The sequence below is a fragment of the Pseudomonas sp. 2VD genome (genome assembly GCF_005503585.1).
In the GTDB taxonomy this organism is placed as follows: Bacteria; Pseudomonadota; Gammaproteobacteria; order Pseudomonadales; family Pseudomonadaceae; genus Pseudomonas; species Pseudomonas aeruginosa.
The window spans coordinates 1-15961 of sequence record NZ_SCND01000106.1 but is presented as its reverse complement, the minus strand read 5'-3'; the positions used below and the strand labels follow the sequence as shown (position 1 = coordinate 15961).

Here is a 15961-nt window from a genome sequence, read left to right as displayed (position 1 = left end):
CTGGGAGAGAATCCGTAAATCCTTGATTTTCAAGCATTTACTCTTCGTCGTCGCCGGGAGTGGTGCGCATTATAGGGAGATAGAAACTGGCGTCAACACTTATTTGAAACTTTTATTACGAAACACCGGGACGAGTTCGAAGCCTGGGCAGGCGGCGAGCGATCGAGGGTAGCCGCAGCAGCATGAGCGACGCACCAGCCACAGCGTACAGGGTCCACTCCTCCAGGTCTGCCCGCACCACCCAGAGCATGTGCAGCAAGCCGAGCCCAAGGATCAGGTAGACCAGGCGATGCAGCTTCTTCCAGCGACTACCGAGCTTGCGCATGGCGAAGCGGTTGGAAGTGATCGCCAACAGGAACAGGCAGATGAATCCAAGCATTCCCACGATGATGTAGGGACGCTTGCTCAACTCGATGCCCAACTGCCCCCAGTCCAACCCCAGGATGAACACGCAGTAAGCGCTCAGGTGCAGCAGCACATAGGTGAAGCACCACAACCCCAACTGGCGACGCACGGCGATCCAGCCCGGCCAGCCGCTCAGCTTCTGCAGTGGGGTCATCGCCAGGGTGAGTAGCAGCAATACCAAGGCGCCCAGCCCCAGTCGATCGACCAGGGTCTTGCCCGGGTCAGGTCCGAGGGCAAAGATCCAGGCTTGGTACAACCACCAGGCCGGCACTGCCAGCGCCCCCAGGAATACCGCAAGGCGCAGATACCAGTAGCGCATCAGTAGTACTTCCTCAGATCCATGCCGCTATAAAGGGAAGCGACCTCGCTCCCGTAGCCATTGAACATCTGCGTATCCCGTACATTGGGGCTGAACAACCCACTGGGCAGGCGCCGCTCGCGAGCCTGGGACCATCGCGGGTGGTCGACCTGCGGATTGACGTTGGCATAGAACCCGTACTCGTTGGCGGCAATGCTTTCCCAGGTGGTCTTCGGCTGCTCGCGGACCAGACTGATACGCACGATGGACTTGATGCTCTTGAAGCCATACTTCCACGGCACCACCAGGCGCAACGGCGCGCCATTCTGGTTGGGCAACAGCCGCCCGTACATGCCCACCGCCAGAATTGCCAGGGGATGCATCGCCTCGTCCATGCGCAAGCCTTCCATATAAGGCCAGTCGATCACCGAGAAACCGGAGCGTTGGCCGACCATCTGTTCCGGACGCTGCAGGGTTTCGAAACGGACGAACTTCGCCTGCCCATTGGGTTCGACCCGCTTGAGCAGGTCCGCCAGGGGAAAGCCCAGCCAAGGGATCACCATCGACCAGGCTTCCACGCAGCGCAGCCGATAGATGCGCTCTTCCAGTTGGTAGGGTTTGACGAAATCCTCGAGGGCATAGGTACCCGGCTTGCCGACCTCGCCGTCGATCACCACCGACCAGGGCTCGGTCTTCAGGGCCGAGGCGTTTTCCGCCGGGTCGCCCTTGTTCGGCCCGAATTCGTAGAAATTGTTGTAGTGGGTGGCGTCCTTGAATGGCGTGATCGCCTCCCTCTGGACATCCACCGCCTGCCAGCGGGTCTGCGGTAGCTTTTCGGCGAACCAGCCCGGCGCCGGCACCGGCTCGACGCCGGCATAGCGCTGTTCGTCGGCAAAGCCCAGGCGCGGCAGGCCGCTGGCCAGCGCCAATCCGGCGAAGGAAGCACCGAGCAGACGCCGACGGGACAGGTAGAGGGTTTCGGACGTGACTTCCGACTCGGAACAGTCGGAACGGGAGGGAATCTTGATCAGCATGACGGGCTCCGCAATGACCAGCTTTGTGCCAGTAGACTACGGAGCCCGTTGGAAATTACATCAGCTCGGCTGCTTCCGGCGACGCAGCTGCAGCAGGTATTGCACAGGACCGGAGGCCGCGTAGGCAAGGAACAGCAACAGGAGGATGCGCGGCGGGTCGGTAAAGACCACGGCGAAGGCCAGCACCACGATAAGGATCGCCACGAACGGCACCCGGCCGCGCAGGTCGAGATCCTTGAAGCTGTGGTACTTGATGTTGCTGACCATCAGCACACCAGCGGCGGCGACCAGCAGGGCGACGAGGAAGGCAACCTTGGCGCCCTGGATCTCGAAATCGCTGAACGCCCATACCGTGCCCGCCACCAGCGCCGCGGCGGCCGGACTGGCCAGGCCGATGAAATAGCGCTTGTCGGCCTTGCCGACCTGGGTGTTGAAACGAGCCAGACGCAGGGCTGCGCCCGCAACGTAGATGAAGGCGACCATCCAGCCGACCTTGCCGAGGCTGCCAAGCGCCCATTCGAAGGCGACCAGCGCCGGCGCTACACCGAAGGCGACCATGTCGGACAGCGAGTCATACTCGGCGCCGAAGGCGCTCTGGGTGTTGGTCAGGCGAGCCACACGGCCGTCCAGTCCATCGAGGACCATGGCCACGAAGATAGCGATGGCGGCGTTGGCGAACTGGCCGCTCATGCCATTGATGATGGCGTAGAAGCCGGAAAACAGGGCCGCCGTGGTGAACAGGTTGGGCAGCAGGTAGATACCGCGGTGACGAACCTTCCGCCCTTCGGCGTCGTGCCCTTCTTCTATATGTTCGTCGATGGGCAGCAGGCTTTCTTCGTCGGAGGCCTTGTTCGGCTCCTCGGGACGTTCACTCATGGACAATTCCTTGGGAACTGATGGGGTACGAATATGCCGACAGCACTTCTGACTAGGAAGACAACTCCGCCGGCCCAGGCTTTATACCAGATCGCCAGGCAAGAACGAAAAAACGCGGCCGGGGCCGCGTTTCTTCGTCTGTCGCCGGAGCCGCTTAGTTCTTGCTCTTGTCGACGATCTTGTTGGCTGCGATCCACGGCATCATCGCGCGCAGCTTCTCGCCGATCTGCTCGATCGGGTGAGCGGCGTTGTTGCGGCGGTAGGCAGTCATCGACGGGTAGTTGGCCGCACCTTCGGTAATGAACATCTTCGCGTATTCGCCGTCCTGGATGCGCTTCAGGGCGTTGCGCATGGCAGCACGGGACTCGGCGTTGATCACCTCCGGACCGGTTACGTACTCACCGTATTCGGCGTTGTTGGAGATGGAGTAGTTCATGTTGGCGATGCCGCCTTCGTACATCAGGTCGACGATCAGCTTCAGCTCGTGCAGGCACTCGAAGTAGGCCATTTCCGGCGCGTAACCGGCTTCGACCAGGGTTTCGAAACCGGCCTTGACCAGCTCGACGCAACCACCGCAGAGAACGGCTTGCTCACCGAACAGGTCGGTTTCGGTCTCGTCCTTGAAGGTGGTTTCGATGATACCGGTACGACCGCCGCCGACGCCGCAGGCGTAGGACAGGGCGACGTTCTTGGCGTTGCCGGAAGCGTCCTGGTAGATGGCGATCAGGTCAGGGATGCCACCGCCCTTGACGAACTCAGAACGCACGGTGTGACCCGGGGCCTTCGGCGCGATCATGATCACGTCGAGGTCGGCGCGCGGGACGACCTGGTTGTAGTGGATGGAGAAGCCGTGAGCGAAGGCCAGGGTGGCGCCCTTCTTCAGGTTCGGCTCGATCTCTTCCTTGTACAGGCGGCCCTGGAACTCGTCCGGGGTGAGGATCATGACCACGTCGGCTGCGGCGACGGCGGTCTTCACGTCGGCAACCTTCAGACCGTGCGCTTCGGCCTTGGCCACGGTGGCGGAGCCGCTACGCAGGCCCACGGTGACGTCGACGCCGGAGTCCTTCAGGTTGCAGGCATGGGCGTGGCCCTGGGAGCCGTAGCCGATGATGGCAACTTTCTTGCCCTGGATGATCGAGAGGTCACAGTCTTTATCGTAGAAAACGCGCATGGGAATTCCCCTTCAGTAAGGCCTCGCGGGCCTGCTTTCAGTTCAGATGCTCAGAGTCTTGTCGCCACGGGCGATGCCAGTGACGCCACTGCGGACCACTTCCAGGATCGACGCAGTGCCGATGGCCTGGATGAAGCTGTCCAGTTTGTCGCTGGTACCCGCCAGTTGCACGGTATAGACGCTACTGGTGACGTCGACGATCTGCCCACGGAAGATATCGGTGGTGCGCTTGACCTCGGCGCGCTGGGCGCCCGTGGCCTTGACCTTCACCAGCATCAGCTCGCGCTCGATATGGGCGCTTTCCGACAGATCCACCAGCTTGACCACTTCGATCAGCTTGTTGAGGTTCTTGGTGATCTGCTCGATCACCTCATCGTGCCCCACGGTGGTCAGCGTCAGACGCGACAGGGTCGGGTCCTCGGTCGGCGCCACGGTCAGGCTTTCGATGTTGTAGTTGCGTTGGGAGAACAGGCCGACCACGCGGGACAATGCGCCTGGCTCGTTTTCCAGCAGCAGGGAAATGATGTGTCGCATGATCAGGTACGCTCCGTCTTGCTCAGCCACATGTCGCGCATCGCGCCGTCACGGATCTGCATCGGATAGACGTGTTCGCTGGCGTCCACCTGGATGTCGAGGAAGACCAGGCGATTCTTCATGGCGAACGCCTCCTCCATCTTCGGCTTCAGATCCTTCAGGTCGGTGATGCGCATGCCGACATGCCCGTAGGCTTCGGCAAGCTTGACGAAGTCCGGCAGGGATTCCATGTAGGAATGCGAATAACGGCTGTTGTACTGCATGTCCTGCCACTGGCGGACCATGCCCAGGGCACCATTGTTCAGGTTGACGATCTTCACCGGCAGGTCGTACTGCAGGCAGGTAGACAGTTCCTGGATATTCATCTGGATACTGCCCTCGCCGGTCACGCAGGCGACATCGTCGTCCGGGAAGTTGAGCTTGATGCCCATCGCCGCCGGGAAGCCGAAGCCCATGGTGCCGAGACCGCCGGAGTTGATCCAGCGATTGGGCTTGTTGAACTTGTAGTACTGCGAGGCGAACATCTGGTGCTGGCCGACATCGGAGGTGATGAAGGCATCGCCATGGGTAACCTCGTAGAGCGTCTCGATGACGGTCTGCGGCTTGATGATGCTGCCGTCGCCCTTGTCGTACGGGAACAACCCACGGTTACCACGCCACTCGTCGATCTGCTTCCACCAGGCAGCCTGGGCATCCTGGTTCGGGGTCTCGCCGATTTCCCTGACGATCGCGACCATTTCGGTGAGAACGCTGTCCACCGGGCCGACGATCGGGATGTCGGCCTTGATGGTCTTGGAAATCGACGCCGGATCGATGTCGATGTGGATGATCTTGGCGTTCGGGCAGAACTTCGCCGCGCCGTTGATGACCCGGTCGTCGAAACGCGCTCCGACCGCGAGGATCACGTCGCTGTGATGCATCGCCAGGTTGGCGGTGAAGCTGCCGTGCATCCCGAGCATGCCGAGGAACTGGCGGTCCGCGCCGGGATACCCGCCGAGGCCCATCAGGGTGTTGGTCACCGGCAGGTTGAGCATCTGCGCCAGCTCGGTCAGCGGCGCCGCGGCATTGCCCATGATCACGCCGCCGCCGGAATAGACCACCGGGCGCTTGGCGGCCAGGAGCATCTCGGCGGCCTTGCGGATCTGTCCCGAGTGACCGCGAACGGCCGGGCTGTACGAACGCAACTTGACCTTCTTCGGATAGGAATATTCGAACTTCTGCGTCGGGTCGCCCATGTCCTTCGGAATATCCACGACCACCGGCCCCGGACGACCGGACTGCGCCAGGTAGAAGGCCTTCTTGATCACCTCGGGAATTTCCGAGGGATGCTTGATGATGAAGCTGTGCTTCACGATCGGCCGGGAGATCCCGACCATGTCGGTTTCCTGGAACGCGTCGGTACCGACCATGTTGCTCGGCACCTGGCCCGACAGGATCACCATCGGGATGGAGTCCATGTACGCGGTGGCGATACCGGTGATGGCGTTGGTCGCGCCCGGGCCGGAAGTCACCAGCACGACACCGGGCTTGCCGGTGGCGCGGGCGTAGCCGTCGGCCATATGGGTAGCCGCCTGTTCGTGGCGCACCAGGATGTGGGTCACGTCGTGCTCCTTGAAGAGCGCGTCGTAGATATGCAGGAGGGCACCACCCGGGTACCCGTAGATGTACTTAACGCCTTCGTCGCGCAACGAGCGGACGACCATTTCAGCGCCAGATAAAAGCTCCACGTTTTCACCTCTAGAACGCTATACGGCCACCCAGGGGCGGGCGACCGAAATTCGGTTGGCTGCCCGGCAGAGCATGGGTGACGGTAGTCACCGGCTACGTCAACTGCCGATTGAGCAAACTTGGAAGGGCGCCTGGTGTTACGGAGCTCTTCCACCCAGCGCGAGGTAACGCGAAGCAGGGTGTAACTTTCGGCGCGGGTAGGCACCTCATGGTCTGCCGGAGAGGGGACTGGGTTGCAGACGGCCCGCTACAGCGAGCTTGGATTCTTCGCATTCGTCGAACGCAAGTCAAGCTTTATTCTGAAAATTATCAAAAAAAATTCCAAGGAAGCTGCCATACCCTTCCATAAAAAAGCTGATCAATGACCAAAAACAGATTTTATGGCTAGAAAATTCCGATTTAGAGCAAACTTTTCCAAAATGCCCATGATTCCCGCGAGGACTTGCCACGGCGAGGCCGTCTCCGGCGGCGGTTGTGATGCCGTGCAGCATGCCGCGCTGGCGGATTTGGTTATAGTTAGCCGCAGTTAGCGCATTCCAAGGACTCCGCATGCGACGCATGATCCTCCCGGCCAGCTTGTTGCTCGCCCTCTCCTCTTTCGCCATGGCCGCCCCGATCTACAAATGGGTCGACGCCGAGGGCGTCACCCACTTCGGCGCACAACCGCCGCAAGGTGCGCAAGCGACCACGGTGAATACCCAGACCGCCCCGCCGCCGGACAACTTCCCCCTGCCCCCCTCGACCCCGGCACCGACCATCCAGCAGAAACCGGCCGATCCCGAGCAGAAGGCGATCGACGACAAGGTGAAGCAGCAAGTGGCGAAGGAAGAGGCCGAGCGCAAGCAGTTCTGCGAAGAAACCCGCAACAACCTCGCGCAACTGAAGAACAACCCGCGCGTAAGGGTCGACGAAGGCAAGGGCGAACTCCGTCGCCTCGGCGAGGAAGAACGCCAGGAGCGAATCGCCAAGGCCGAAAAGGCGATCCAGGAGAATTGCCGCTGAGGCGAACACAGCCCCGTCCCGCAGCATGGGGCTGACCCGGCTCTCCGCCTTGCTTGAAGCAAAGAAAAACCCGGCCTGTAGCCGGGTTTTTCTTTACTGCCGAAGCTTCATGACGGCCCGCCGATCAGCCGGTCGAACTCGCCAAGCGCCGCCAGCAGGCCGGCGACTTCCTCGCCACGCTGCGCATAGGCCACCTCGGCCATGGCCAGGATACCCGAGGCTTGCGGCAAGGCGCTGTCGCTTTCGAGAATCAGCTTCATCCGTGGCAGGAAGATCCATTGCAGCCATTGCTCGAGCGCCAGCGTATCCACGCAGAACGGCTCGGGGCTGGCCAGCGCTTCCGGGGCGGGGCTGCTTTCGCTCCACCAGCCGAGGGCACGCAACTCACGCTCGATCAGCAACAACTGGTCGGCCAGCGCATAGACCCGTCGATCCATCAGGAGCTGACCTTGGCCTTCTGCCGGGCCAGCGCAGCGCCGGCGGAGTCTCCCTGCTTCTCCCGAGCCTGGGCGATCAGTTCCCAGAGCCCGGCCTGCAAGGCCGGCCGGCCATTGGCGTAGCTCAAGCCACGGCGCGCGACCTGCTCGGCCTGGGCCGCATCGCCCTGGGCCAGGCGCACCTGGGCCAGGCGATAGAGCACCTGCGGCTCGCGCGGAGCGATGCGCTGGGCTCGCTCGAGGCTGGCGGCGGCGCTGTTCAGGTCGCCGCTGCCCTGCTGTTGCTGGGCGGTTGTGAGCATCGCCAGGACCGGCCCGTCCAACTGCTCGTCGGCCGCCAGGCTGCCGGCCGAGCCGGAGGCCGGAATGCCGGTGGGCGCGGAACGACTGGCGCCGCTGGGCGGCATGTTGTAGCTGCCACCCAGCGGTGGCGTGGAGGCGCTGCTGGGCGGAGCCTGGTACTGGGTGCCGGTGCCGAGCGGAGCGCTGCTGATCGGCGCGGCGCCGGACTGCGCCGGGAAAGTCTGGATCGGTGCGGAATTGGCGCCCTGCGGCACCATCACCACCACACCGGAGTCGCCGCCCTGGGGAATGCCCTGGGTGGCGGCGCCTTGCTGGGTACGCGGTACCTGGGTACGGGTGATGCGGAAACCGCCGCTTTCCTGGTTGGACACCGGAGTACCGGAATCCACCACCGGGATCGCCCCGTGCTGCGGGCTGGCGCAGCCCGCGAGCACGGCACTGCCGGCAAGCGCGGCGAATACGAAAATCTTCTTCACGTCAGGTCCTCTCGGATCAATTCAGCCAGCCACGTACCCAGTCCATCACCTCGCCGGCGGGGTTCTGGCTCCCGCAGCCTGGGCCCTGGGCGGGCTCGCTGCCACGAATATAGGGCATCTGTACGGCATTCGGGCAATCCGCCGCCGAGCCCTGCCCGGTCTGCGCGTCGACCCAGGCCATCACCACGTTCTCCGGCATCGGCATTTCCAGCGATTGCGGATGCGCCTTGCGCATGAAGCTGGCCCACACCTGCAAGGCACCGGTGGCGCCGGTAAGCGGCGTCTTGCCGTTGTCGTCGCGACCGAGCCAGACCACAGCCTGGAGGTCGCCGCCGAAACCGGAGAACCAGCTATCGCGCGAGTCGTTGCTGGTGCCGGTCTTGCCGGCGAGGGTCAGCGACGACGGCAATTGACTGTACACCGAACGCCCGGTGCCTTCGCGCATGACCCGCTGCATGGCGTTCTGCACCAGGTAGACGGCGCCCGAGTCGAAGCGCTGTTCGACCTGGAACGGATAGCGCTTGAGCGGCTGGCCGTCGGCAGTGAGGACGCTGCGGATCCCCCGCAACGGCGTGTTGAAGCCGCCGCTGGCGATGGTCTGGTACATGGTGGCGACCTCCATCGGACTGAGCGAACCGGCGCCCAGCAGCATCGACGGATAGGCCGGCCAGTCACGGTTGATACCCAGCCGGGCGACGGTCTGCAGCACGTTGGGCACACCGACGTCGAGGCCGAGCTTGGCGGTGGACAGGTTGTAGGAGTTTGCCAGGCCCTGGTACAGGAAGATCGTGCCATGCGAGCGCCGGTCGTAGTTCTGCGGTCGCCAGACCTGGCCGTCCTGGCCTTTCACCGCGAAGGGCTCGTCCTGCACCCAGGTGGTCAGGGTGTACTTGCTCGGCCGCTCGAGAGCGGTCAGGTAGACCGCCGGCTTGATCAGCGAACCGATCGGCCGCACCGCGTCCAGGGCCCGGTTGAAGCCGGCGAAGCGCGGGTCGCGACTGCCGATCAGGGCCTGGATCTCGCCGGTTTCCGGATTGGTCACGACCATCGCCGCCTCGACCTGGTCGACTCCCTTGCGCCCACTGAGGCGCTTGAGCGTTTCGTTGACGGAGGTCTCGGCCTTCTCCTGCAGGATCGGATCGAAGCTGGTGAAGATGCGCAGCCCTTCCTCGGTCAGGTCCTCGTCGCGGTAGTCCTGGCGCAACTGGCGCTTGACCAGGTCGAGGAAGGCCGGATAGGAGCTGTCGGCCATGCTGCCCTGCCGGGTAACGCCGAGCGGGCGCTGCTTGGCGGCGTCGACTTCCTGCTGGGTCGCCACGCCCTGCTCGGCGAGCACGTCGAGCACCAGGTTGCGCCGCGCCAGCGCACGATCCGGGTAACGCCGCGGGTTGAAGTAGGACGGTCCCTTGACCATGCCGACCAGCAGCGCCACCTGGTCGAGCTTGAGCTCGGCCAGCGGCTGGCTGAAGAAATACTGGCTGGCCAGGCCGAAGCCATGGATCGCTCGTTGCCCATCCTGGCCGAGGAACACCTCGTTGAGATAGGACTCGAGGATGTCGCGCTTGTCGTAGTGCAGTTCCAGCAGCACCGCCATCATCGCTTCGTTGATCTTGCGGCTCAGGCTGCGCTCATTGCTCAGGAAGAAGTTCTTCACCAACTGCTGGGTCAGGGTGCTGCCGCCCTGGCGCAGCTGGCCGGCCGTGGTGTTGACCCACACCGCCCGGGCCACGGATTTCAGCGACACGCCATGGTGGTTCCAGAAGTCGCGATCCTCGACCGCGACCAGGGTGTCGATCAGGTAGGTCGGCACCTGGTCGAGCTTGACCAGGATGCGATCCTCATGGTGCGCCGGATACAAGCCGCCGATCAGCAGCGGCTCAAGGCGCGCCACCGCCAGTTCCTTGCCGTTGGCCTGGCTCAGCCCGCTGACATAGTTGCCGTTGAAGCGCACGCGCACGCGCTGGGCCGGTTCCGCGCCTTCGTAGAACTGGAAGCCACGGGTATTGAGTTCGACCGCGCTGGCCGCCACCGATACGGTTCCAGGGCCGCTCACGCTGGGCTCGCGACGGTAGCCGAGGGCGTCGAGTTCGCGCAGGAAGTCTTCCCTGCTCAGCTTCAGGCCGTTGAACAGCTCCAGCGGGCGGGCATAGACCTTCGCCGGGATGGTCCAGCGCCGGCCGGAGAATTTCTCCTGCACCACGGCATCGAGATAGATGGCGAAGCCGGCGAGGAGCACCAGGCCGACGAGGCCGAGCTTGAGGGCCCAGCCGAGCCATTTGTTCAGGCCGGGTGCCGGGCGTGCTTTGCTGTTACGGGAACGGGGGGATCGGGGACGCGTCATGGCGGCGCATTATACGTACTTTATCCACAGCGGACAGACACCACATCGGCGGCATCCACGGTCTGCGCGGCCCCGGTGGATAGGCGCGGCGGCAGCGCGGCGCATTCGACCGGCGATCCGGCAAATGGTTGCTATCCGCCAGCGAGGTTTGCACTGTCACCCCTTCCCGCCATAATGCGGGTTTTCGCATATTTCAGAGGCAAGGATATCCCGTGAGCCAGACCCTGATCGCCGCCCTGCAGAACCCGGCCCTCTACCCCCACCCGGTGGAGCGCTTCGAGGTCATCGAGACGCACATCTCCTGGGTCCTGTTGACCGGTCCCTACGCCTACAAGATCAAGAAGCCGATGGATTTCGGCTTTCTCGATTTCACCAGCCTGGACAAGCGCCGCTTCTATTGCAACGAAGAGCTGCGCCTGAACCAGCGCCTCACCGACGATCTCTACCTGGAGGTCCTGCCGATCACCGGCAGCGAAGAGGCGCCGCGGATCGGCGGCGACGGCGAGGCAATCGAATACCTGCTGAAGATGCGCCAGTTCCCGCAGGACAACCTGCTGGCGGCAATCCAGGGCCGCGGCGAACTGTCCAACCAGCATATCGACGAACTGGCCGAGCAGATCGCGCACTTCCACCAGAACACTCCGAAGGTGCCGCTGGAGCACCCGCTGGGCACCGCCGAGTCCTGCATGGCGCCGGTGCGGCAGAATTTCGAGCAGGTTCGCCCGCTGCTCAAGGACAAGGCCGACCTGCAACAGCTGGATGCCCTCGAAGCCTGGGCGGAAAGCAGCTTCGAACGCCTGCTGCCGGTGCTCCAGGAGCGCAAGGCGAAGGGCTTCATCCGCGAATGCCACGGCGACATCCACCTAGGCAACGCCGCGCTGATCGACGGCAGGGTAGTGCTGTTCGACTGCATCGAATTCAACGAGCCGTTCCGTTTCACCGATGTCTGCGCCGACTTCGCCTTCCTCGCGATGGACCTGGAAGATCGCGGCCTGAAGTGCCACGCTCGACGCTTCGTCAGCCTCTATCTGGAACACACCGGCGACTACCAGGCCCTGGAACTGCTGAACTTCTACAAGGCCTACCGCGCCATGGTCCGCGCCAAGGTCGCGCTGTTCAGCCTCGGCTACCAGACCGATGCCGTGCAGCGCGCGGCGACCCTGCGCCAGTACCGCAACTACGCCAACCTGGCGGAAAGCTACAGCGCCATTCCCTCGCGCTTCCTGGCGGTCACCCATGGTGTCTCCGCGGTCGGCAAGAGCCAGGTGGCCATGCGTCTGGTGGAGGCTCTGGGCGCCGTGCGCCTGCGCTCGGATGTCGAACGCAAGCGTCTGTTCGGCGAGCAGCCGGAACACGACAGGGGCCAGTTCGCCGCCGGCATCTATAGCAGCCAGGCCAGCGAAGCGACCTATGCGCACCTTCACCAGTTGGCCGCGAAGATCCTCCAGGCTGGCTATCCGGTGGTGATCGATGCCGCCTACCTGAAGCAGAATCAGCGCCAGGCCGCTTGCCACATCGCGGAAGAAACCGGCGTGCCGTTCCTGATCCTCGACTGCCAGGCGCCCGAAGCGGTGATCGCCGGCTGGCTTGCGCAACGCCAGGCGGAAGGCAAGGATCCGTCCGACGCGACTCTCGACGTGATCCGCACCCAGCAGGCTACCCGCGAGCCGCTGACAGCGGCGGAGACGGTCCAGAGCAAGCGCGTAGACACCCACGACGCGGCCAGCCTCGACGGGCTGATCGACGGCATTCGCCAGCGCCTGCCCGGTCTCTGAACGAACTGCCATGCCGCCCGCCCCTCCAGGGCGGGCGCCGTGCCGCTGCTCTTCTATACTCACGGCGAGCCTTCTGCGCAGGACGCCGCCCATGAACTCGCCCCGTCAGCTCGACTCGCCGCTCTACCAACTGCTCCACGCCGAAGACATCGAAGGCTTCAACCGACAGAAGCCGGCCGACGGCTGGATCGACCTGGCCGGCGGCGACTTCCGCGGCCTCGACCTGCGTCTGCTGGATGCCGCCCGCGTCGACTTCAGCGATGCCTATTTCCGCGGCGCCGACCTGCGCGGCGTGGATCTGCGCGAGGCGCGCCTGGAGGGCGCCAGCCTGGCCCATGCGCAGATATCCGGTACGTATTTCCCGTTGCGCCTGGCGCCGGACGAGATCCGCATGTCGGTGAACTTCGGCACCCGCCTGCGCTACCTGCCGGAGCCCTGAGAAGCGGAAGGACCACGCCAGGCCACGTTTTGCCGGGAGGCCGCTACACTTCTGGCAGGTACCCGGCCGGCTGAGGATCGGTCCCGGACCGCCTACGCCGGATCGTAAGGGCGAAGGCCGCTCGCGTCGGCCATCTCGCTCCATCGCGCCGGCCCTGTCGGCTCCGGACCGGTTCCAGGCAGTTCCGCGCCATCACGCTTCTGAGCGGCATCGCAAGGACCGACGATGAACGACGAACTGCTGAACCTGAAAAACCTCGGGAAAACCTCGACCCAATGGTTGCATGCCGTGGGTATCCACAGCGCCACCGATCTGCGTCGGCTCGGCTCGGTGGGAGCCTATCGCGCGGTCCGCGCGCGCGGCTTCCGAGCCTCGAAAGTCTTGCTCTATGCCATCGAAGGCGCACTCCTCGACGTTCACTGGAACGAGCTGTCCCCAGACCACAAGGCCGCACTGCTCGGCGAGCTGGAGACTTTCCCCGTGCGAAACAAGAGCTAGCTCACACCTGCCACGGGAAGATATTTACTCCCCCCGGGCGCCCACCTATCGTCTCGTGGACGTTCGTACCTCCTCTCCCGACCAGGCAGCTCAAGGAAATGGCCATGTATCTACTCGGCGAGCAACCGGCTTATGCCGACCAATTGATCAATCGCCTGCAGGGAATCCCTCACCGCTTGCTCGAAGGCCTGGCACCCAGCGGCCCCGCCGTGGAACTGGAACGTAGCGACGACCTGGAACGCGAGCTGCCCGCCGACCAGGTATTCCTGGTGGAAAGCGGCCTGCTGCATGCGCTGGTCGACGAACGCCCACTGTTCTACCTCCAGGAAGGCGACCTCCTCGGCCTTCGACGCGGACTCGTGCTCCCCGCCTGCCGGCATGCCAATGAAGAACCGATCCGCCTGCTGCCCTATTCGCGCGATGCGCTGCTCCAGCACATCCATGCTGACCAGGAGCGTCAGGAACTGCTATTGCAGTACCTGATCGGACAGACTGCCCTGCTCGGCGATGCGCTGGCGCACCTGAAGCAGCCGGAAGTCCGCCCGGCCACCGGCTTCCGCCACTTCGCCGCGGGCGAGGCGCTGATCCGCCAGGGCGACGATGCGGATCATGTGTTCATCATCATCGAGGGGCATGCCGAAGCGCTGGTGGACGGCCAGAAAGTCGGCGATGTGCAGAAGGACGAGATCTTCGGCGCCATGGCCGTGTTCACTCGCGAGAAACGCAGCGCCACGGTGGTCGCCAGCGAACCCTGCACGGTGATGGTGATTCCCAAGGAGCAGTTCCTCGGCCTTATGCAGAACAACCCGCGAATCGCCCATAGCCTGATCGAAGGCATGGCCCGGCGGATAGACCTGCTTAACCGGGAAGTGACCCAGCTGCGCCTGCGCCGCAGCGCCTGAGGCCCATTCCAGAGGGCTCGCGACTAGCTAGCAGAAAAGTTTGGCGAAAGCGTTTGACATGGAAATGAGAATCATTATTATGTCACTCAACTGGTCGCGAGATCAGCCGGTAAGCTGAGAGACCCACGCAGTCGGACTCTTCAGATTATCTCCTCATCAGGCTAATCACGGTTTTTGACCCGGCACTTTGCCGGGTCTTTTTTTGCCTGCGATTCGGCCGGAGACGACCGTTCATCGGCTGGCGATGGAATGAATGAGAACCGGCTTGACCTGATAATGAGAATAGTTATTATTACATCAACTGGTCGCGAGGCCAGCAGGTAAGCTGAGAGACCAAGCAGTCGGACTCTTCAGATTATCTCCTCATCAGGCTAATCACGGTTTCGACCCGGCACTTTGCCGGGTCTTTTTTTGCCCGCGAAAACGTAGCGCGATACGCGGCTCCAGGCCTCGCGCCCTTCCTTCAACGTGCCTTCTTCATCTCCGCGCAATAGTCCTTGTCCGGCTGTGCCGGCGTGTACCAGGCGTAGTCGGCCTCACGCGTCGTTACCGCCTGCCCGGCCTCGACCAGCATCAGTACCTGCGCGCCCTTCTCCGCACCAAGGTCGCGCAGGTGGACCGGTACGCCGAGGTCGCGTCGGGCGTGGAAGCTGCCGGCGACGAGCATCGCCGGCAGTGGCGCATCGCGAAGACGCTCGGCCATGCGGCGGTCGCGTTGCTGCTGGACGGCGAGCATCGCCGGCAATTGATCGTCGGGAAGCATGCCGCAGTGGGATTCGCGAATCTGCGCAAGCAGCGGCAGGCGCACGCTGTCACGCCTGGAGGCCGTTCCGGGAAGCGGCGGACGCTCCCTGTAGATGCGCATGATCTCGCTCCGCTGGAGGTTCGCCGCCAGCAACGGCGCGGGTTGCGCAACCGCCCAGGACACCAGGGGTCCGTACTGCGTCCAGTCCCAACCTTTCTGCCAGTCCAGGGCCTGCTCCAGGTTCGCCACCGGCTTGCCGGTCCCGAGTTGTACGCGGACCGCATCCACCCGTGGTTGCTGGCCGGGATCGAGCATTTCCAGCAGCAGGCTGCCCTGCGCCCGATATTCGCCCAGGGCCTGCGCCAGCCACAGTTCCACGGCATGATGATCGGGATTGTCGTGCTTCTCGCCGACGATCACTCGCGGCGCGGCCGCCAGGCGTGCGACCAGTTGCTGCGGGCTCAGCGTCACGCCGCTGCGCAATTCGACGATTCGTCCCGTCTGCGGATCGTCGCGCCCTTCCGGGCTCTGCCAATCAGGCAGCGGCGGCAGTTGGGACTGGCAGCCGCCCAGCAGCAGACAGAAAGCGAACAGGCGAATGCGCATGGCGACTCCTTCAACGGGCGACGATCAGCGGATGACCTCGCTCGGGATGACGCTGGACCAGGACCTCGAGGCCGAACACCGCGCGCAACGGCTCGGGGCGCAGGACTTCCTCGGGCGTACCGAGCAGGTGCGGGCGACCATTCTGCAACAGCAGCAGGCGGTCGCAATAGCGCGCGGCCAGGTTGAGATCGTGGAGGATCACCAGCACCGAGGCACCGCGGCGGGCGAAATCATGCACCGCCTGCAGGGTAGTGTGCTGGTGCAGCGGGTCGAGCGCCGAGGTCGGTTCGTCGAGCAGCAGCACCTGCCCCGGCTCGCCCGGCCACAGCTGCGCCAGCACCCGCGCCAGGTGCACGCGCTGGCGTTCGCCGCCGGACAGCGCCAGGTCGCT

At 63.8% G+C, this 15961-nt stretch carries 16 protein-coding genes and 1 pseudogene; 5 read left to right on the top strand and 12 right to left on the bottom strand.

The features are described 5' to 3' along the window. Positions 1–115: 115 nt before the first annotated feature. The 7 genes from msrQ to FFS27_RS33265 all read right to left on the bottom strand — a co-directional run bounded on the left by msrQ (position 116) and on the right by FFS27_RS33265 (position 6606). Positions 116–724 carry a protein-methionine-sulfoxide reductase heme-binding subunit MsrQ gene (gene msrQ, locus FFS27_RS14065; protein ID WP_003111346.1) on the bottom strand — a complete coding sequence of 203 codons (609 nt, stop codon included), beginning with the start codon at positions 722–724 and terminating at the stop codon, positions 116–118. Next, the gene (gene msrP / locus FFS27_RS14060; protein WP_003121058.1) at positions 724–1737 is read right to left on the bottom strand and encodes a protein-methionine-sulfoxide reductase catalytic subunit MsrP; all 1014 of its coding nucleotides are present in this window, start codon (positions 1735–1737) and stop codon (positions 724–726) included. Before msrP ends, msrQ begins: the two co-directional genes overlap by 1 nt. 60 nt (positions 1738–1797) lie before the next feature. Beyond that, positions 1798–2613 (bottom strand): CDP-diacylglycerol--serine O-phosphatidyltransferase, encoded by an 816-nt coding sequence (gene pssA, locus FFS27_RS14055; RefSeq protein WP_003095061.1) that lies wholly within the window; start codon positions 2611–2613, stop codon positions 1798–1800. 154 nt (positions 2614–2767) lie between these two features. Continuing rightward, positions 2768–3784 (bottom strand): ketol-acid reductoisomerase, encoded by a 1017-nt coding sequence (gene ilvC, locus FFS27_RS14050; RefSeq protein WP_003095066.1) that lies wholly within the window; start codon positions 3782–3784, stop codon positions 2768–2770. Positions 3785–3826: 42 nt separating this feature from the next. Then, entirely contained in the window at positions 3827–4318 is a 492-nt protein-coding gene (ilvN, locus tag FFS27_RS14045) for an acetolactate synthase small subunit (protein ID WP_003095069.1), read from the bottom strand. Positions 4319–4320: 2 nt separating this feature from the next. Then, positions 4321–6045, bottom strand: coding sequence for an acetolactate synthase 3 large subunit (locus tag FFS27_RS14040; protein WP_003095071.1), 1725 nt, complete (start codon positions 6043–6045; stop codon positions 4321–4323). A 288-nt stretch (positions 6046–6333) separates the two neighbouring features. Then, complete coding sequence (locus FFS27_RS33265) at positions 6334–6606, bottom strand: hypothetical protein (protein WP_152934532.1); 273 nt, start codon at positions 6604–6606, stop codon at positions 6334–6336. On the opposite strand from FFS27_RS33265, the gene FFS27_RS14035 reads away from it, so the two are divergent. Then, complete coding sequence (locus FFS27_RS14035; protein WP_003095076.1) at positions 6596–7048, top strand: DUF4124 domain-containing protein; 453 nt, start codon at positions 6596–6598, stop codon at positions 7046–7048. The two genes, FFS27_RS33265 and FFS27_RS14035, sit on opposite strands and share 11 nt — an antisense overlap. Before the next feature lie 107 nt (positions 7049–7155). Here FFS27_RS14035 and FFS27_RS14030 read toward each other — a convergent pair whose 3' ends face one another. The 3 genes from FFS27_RS14030 to mrcB are packed head-to-tail and all read right to left on the bottom strand — an operon-like array spanning position 7156 to position 10605. Next, positions 7156–7485, bottom strand: coding sequence for a YqcC family protein (locus FFS27_RS14030; RefSeq protein WP_003111351.1), 330 nt, complete (start codon positions 7483–7485; stop codon positions 7156–7158). Further along, entirely contained in the window at positions 7485–8264 is a 780-nt protein-coding gene (gene lpoP / locus FFS27_RS14025; RefSeq protein WP_003095080.1) for a penicillin-binding protein activator LpoP, read from the bottom strand. Before lpoP ends, FFS27_RS14030 begins: the two co-directional genes overlap by 1 nt. 16 nt (positions 8265–8280) lie before the next feature. Beyond that, on the bottom strand, positions 8281–10605 hold the full coding sequence (gene mrcB, locus FFS27_RS14020) for a penicillin-binding protein 1B (protein WP_003111352.1): 2325 nt from the start codon (positions 10603–10605) through the stop codon (positions 8281–8283). 212 nt (positions 10606–10817) lie between these two features. Here mrcB and FFS27_RS14015 point away from each other — a divergent pair, with 212 nt between their 5' ends. The 4 genes from FFS27_RS14015 to cbpA all read left to right on the top strand — a co-directional run bounded on the left by FFS27_RS14015 (position 10818) and on the right by cbpA (position 14219). Beyond that, positions 10818–12380, top strand: a complete 1563-nt coding sequence (locus FFS27_RS14015) for a bifunctional aminoglycoside phosphotransferase/ATP-binding protein (RefSeq protein ID WP_021264071.1) — start codon at positions 10818–10820, stop codon at positions 12378–12380. A 91-nt stretch (positions 12381–12471) separates the two neighbouring features. Beyond that, positions 12472–12819 (top strand): pentapeptide repeat-containing protein, encoded by a 348-nt coding sequence (locus FFS27_RS14010; RefSeq protein ID WP_003095090.1) that lies wholly within the window; start codon positions 12472–12474, stop codon positions 12817–12819. Positions 12820–13044: 225 nt separating this feature from the next. Beyond that, positions 13045–13317 (top strand): TfoX/Sxy family protein, encoded by a 273-nt coding sequence (locus FFS27_RS14005; RefSeq protein WP_003095094.1) that lies wholly within the window; start codon positions 13045–13047, stop codon positions 13315–13317. 104 nt (positions 13318–13421) lie between these two features. Beyond that, a complete protein-coding gene (cbpA, locus tag FFS27_RS14000; RefSeq protein WP_021264070.1) occupies positions 13422–14219 on the top strand; it encodes a cAMP-binding protein CbpA in 798 nt (265 codons plus the stop codon). A 463-nt stretch (positions 14220–14682) separates the two neighbouring features. On the opposite strand, the gene FFS27_RS13995 is transcribed toward cbpA, so the two are convergent. After that, on the bottom strand, positions 14683–15570 hold the full coding sequence (locus tag FFS27_RS13995; RefSeq protein ID WP_003100156.1) for a ChaN family lipoprotein: 888 nt from the start codon (positions 15568–15570) through the stop codon (positions 14683–14685). 10 nt (positions 15571–15580) lie between these two features. After that, positions 15581–15961: pseudogene (locus tag FFS27_RS13990) on the bottom strand (heme ABC transporter ATP-binding protein); the annotation flags it as partial.

Coding starts and splice junctions, on each gene's coding strand:
- msrQ (WP_003111346.1), bottom strand. CDS start 724: ATGCGCTACTGGTATCTGCGCCTTGCGGTATTCCTGGGGGCGCTGGCA.
- msrP (WP_003121058.1), bottom strand. CDS start 1,737: ATGCTGATCAAGATTCCCTCCCGTTCCGACTGTTCCGAGTCGGAAGTC.
- pssA (WP_003095061.1), bottom strand. CDS start 2,613: ATGAGTGAACGTCCCGAGGAGCCGAACAAGGCCTCCGACGAAGAAAGC.
- ilvC (WP_003095066.1), bottom strand. CDS start 3,784: ATGCGCGTTTTCTACGATAAAGACTGTGACCTCTCGATCATCCAGGGC.
- ilvN (WP_003095069.1), bottom strand. CDS start 4,318: ATGCGACACATCATTTCCCTGCTGCTGGAAAACGAGCCAGGCGCATTG.
- FFS27_RS14035 (WP_003095076.1), top strand. CDS start 6,596: ATGCGACGCATGATCCTCCCGGCCAGCTTGTTGCTCGCCCTCTCCTCT.
- FFS27_RS33265 (WP_152934532.1), bottom strand. CDS start 6,606: ATGCGTCGCATGCGGAGTCCTTGGAATGCGCTAACTGCGGCTAACTAT.
- FFS27_RS14030 (WP_003111351.1), bottom strand. CDS start 7,485: ATGGATCGACGGGTCTATGCGCTGGCCGACCAGTTGTTGCTGATCGAG.
- mrcB (WP_003111352.1), bottom strand. CDS start 10,605: ATGACGCGTCCCCGATCCCCCCGTTCCCGTAACAGCAAAGCACGCCCG.
- FFS27_RS14010 (WP_003095090.1), top strand. CDS start 12,472: ATGAACTCGCCCCGTCAGCTCGACTCGCCGCTCTACCAACTGCTCCAC.
- FFS27_RS14005 (WP_003095094.1), top strand. CDS start 13,045: ATGAACGACGAACTGCTGAACCTGAAAAACCTCGGGAAAACCTCGACC.
- cbpA (WP_021264070.1), top strand. CDS start 13,422: ATGTATCTACTCGGCGAGCAACCGGCTTATGCCGACCAATTGATCAAT.
- FFS27_RS13995 (WP_003100156.1), bottom strand. CDS start 15,570: ATGCGCATTCGCCTGTTCGCTTTCTGTCTGCTGCTGGGCGGCTGCCAG.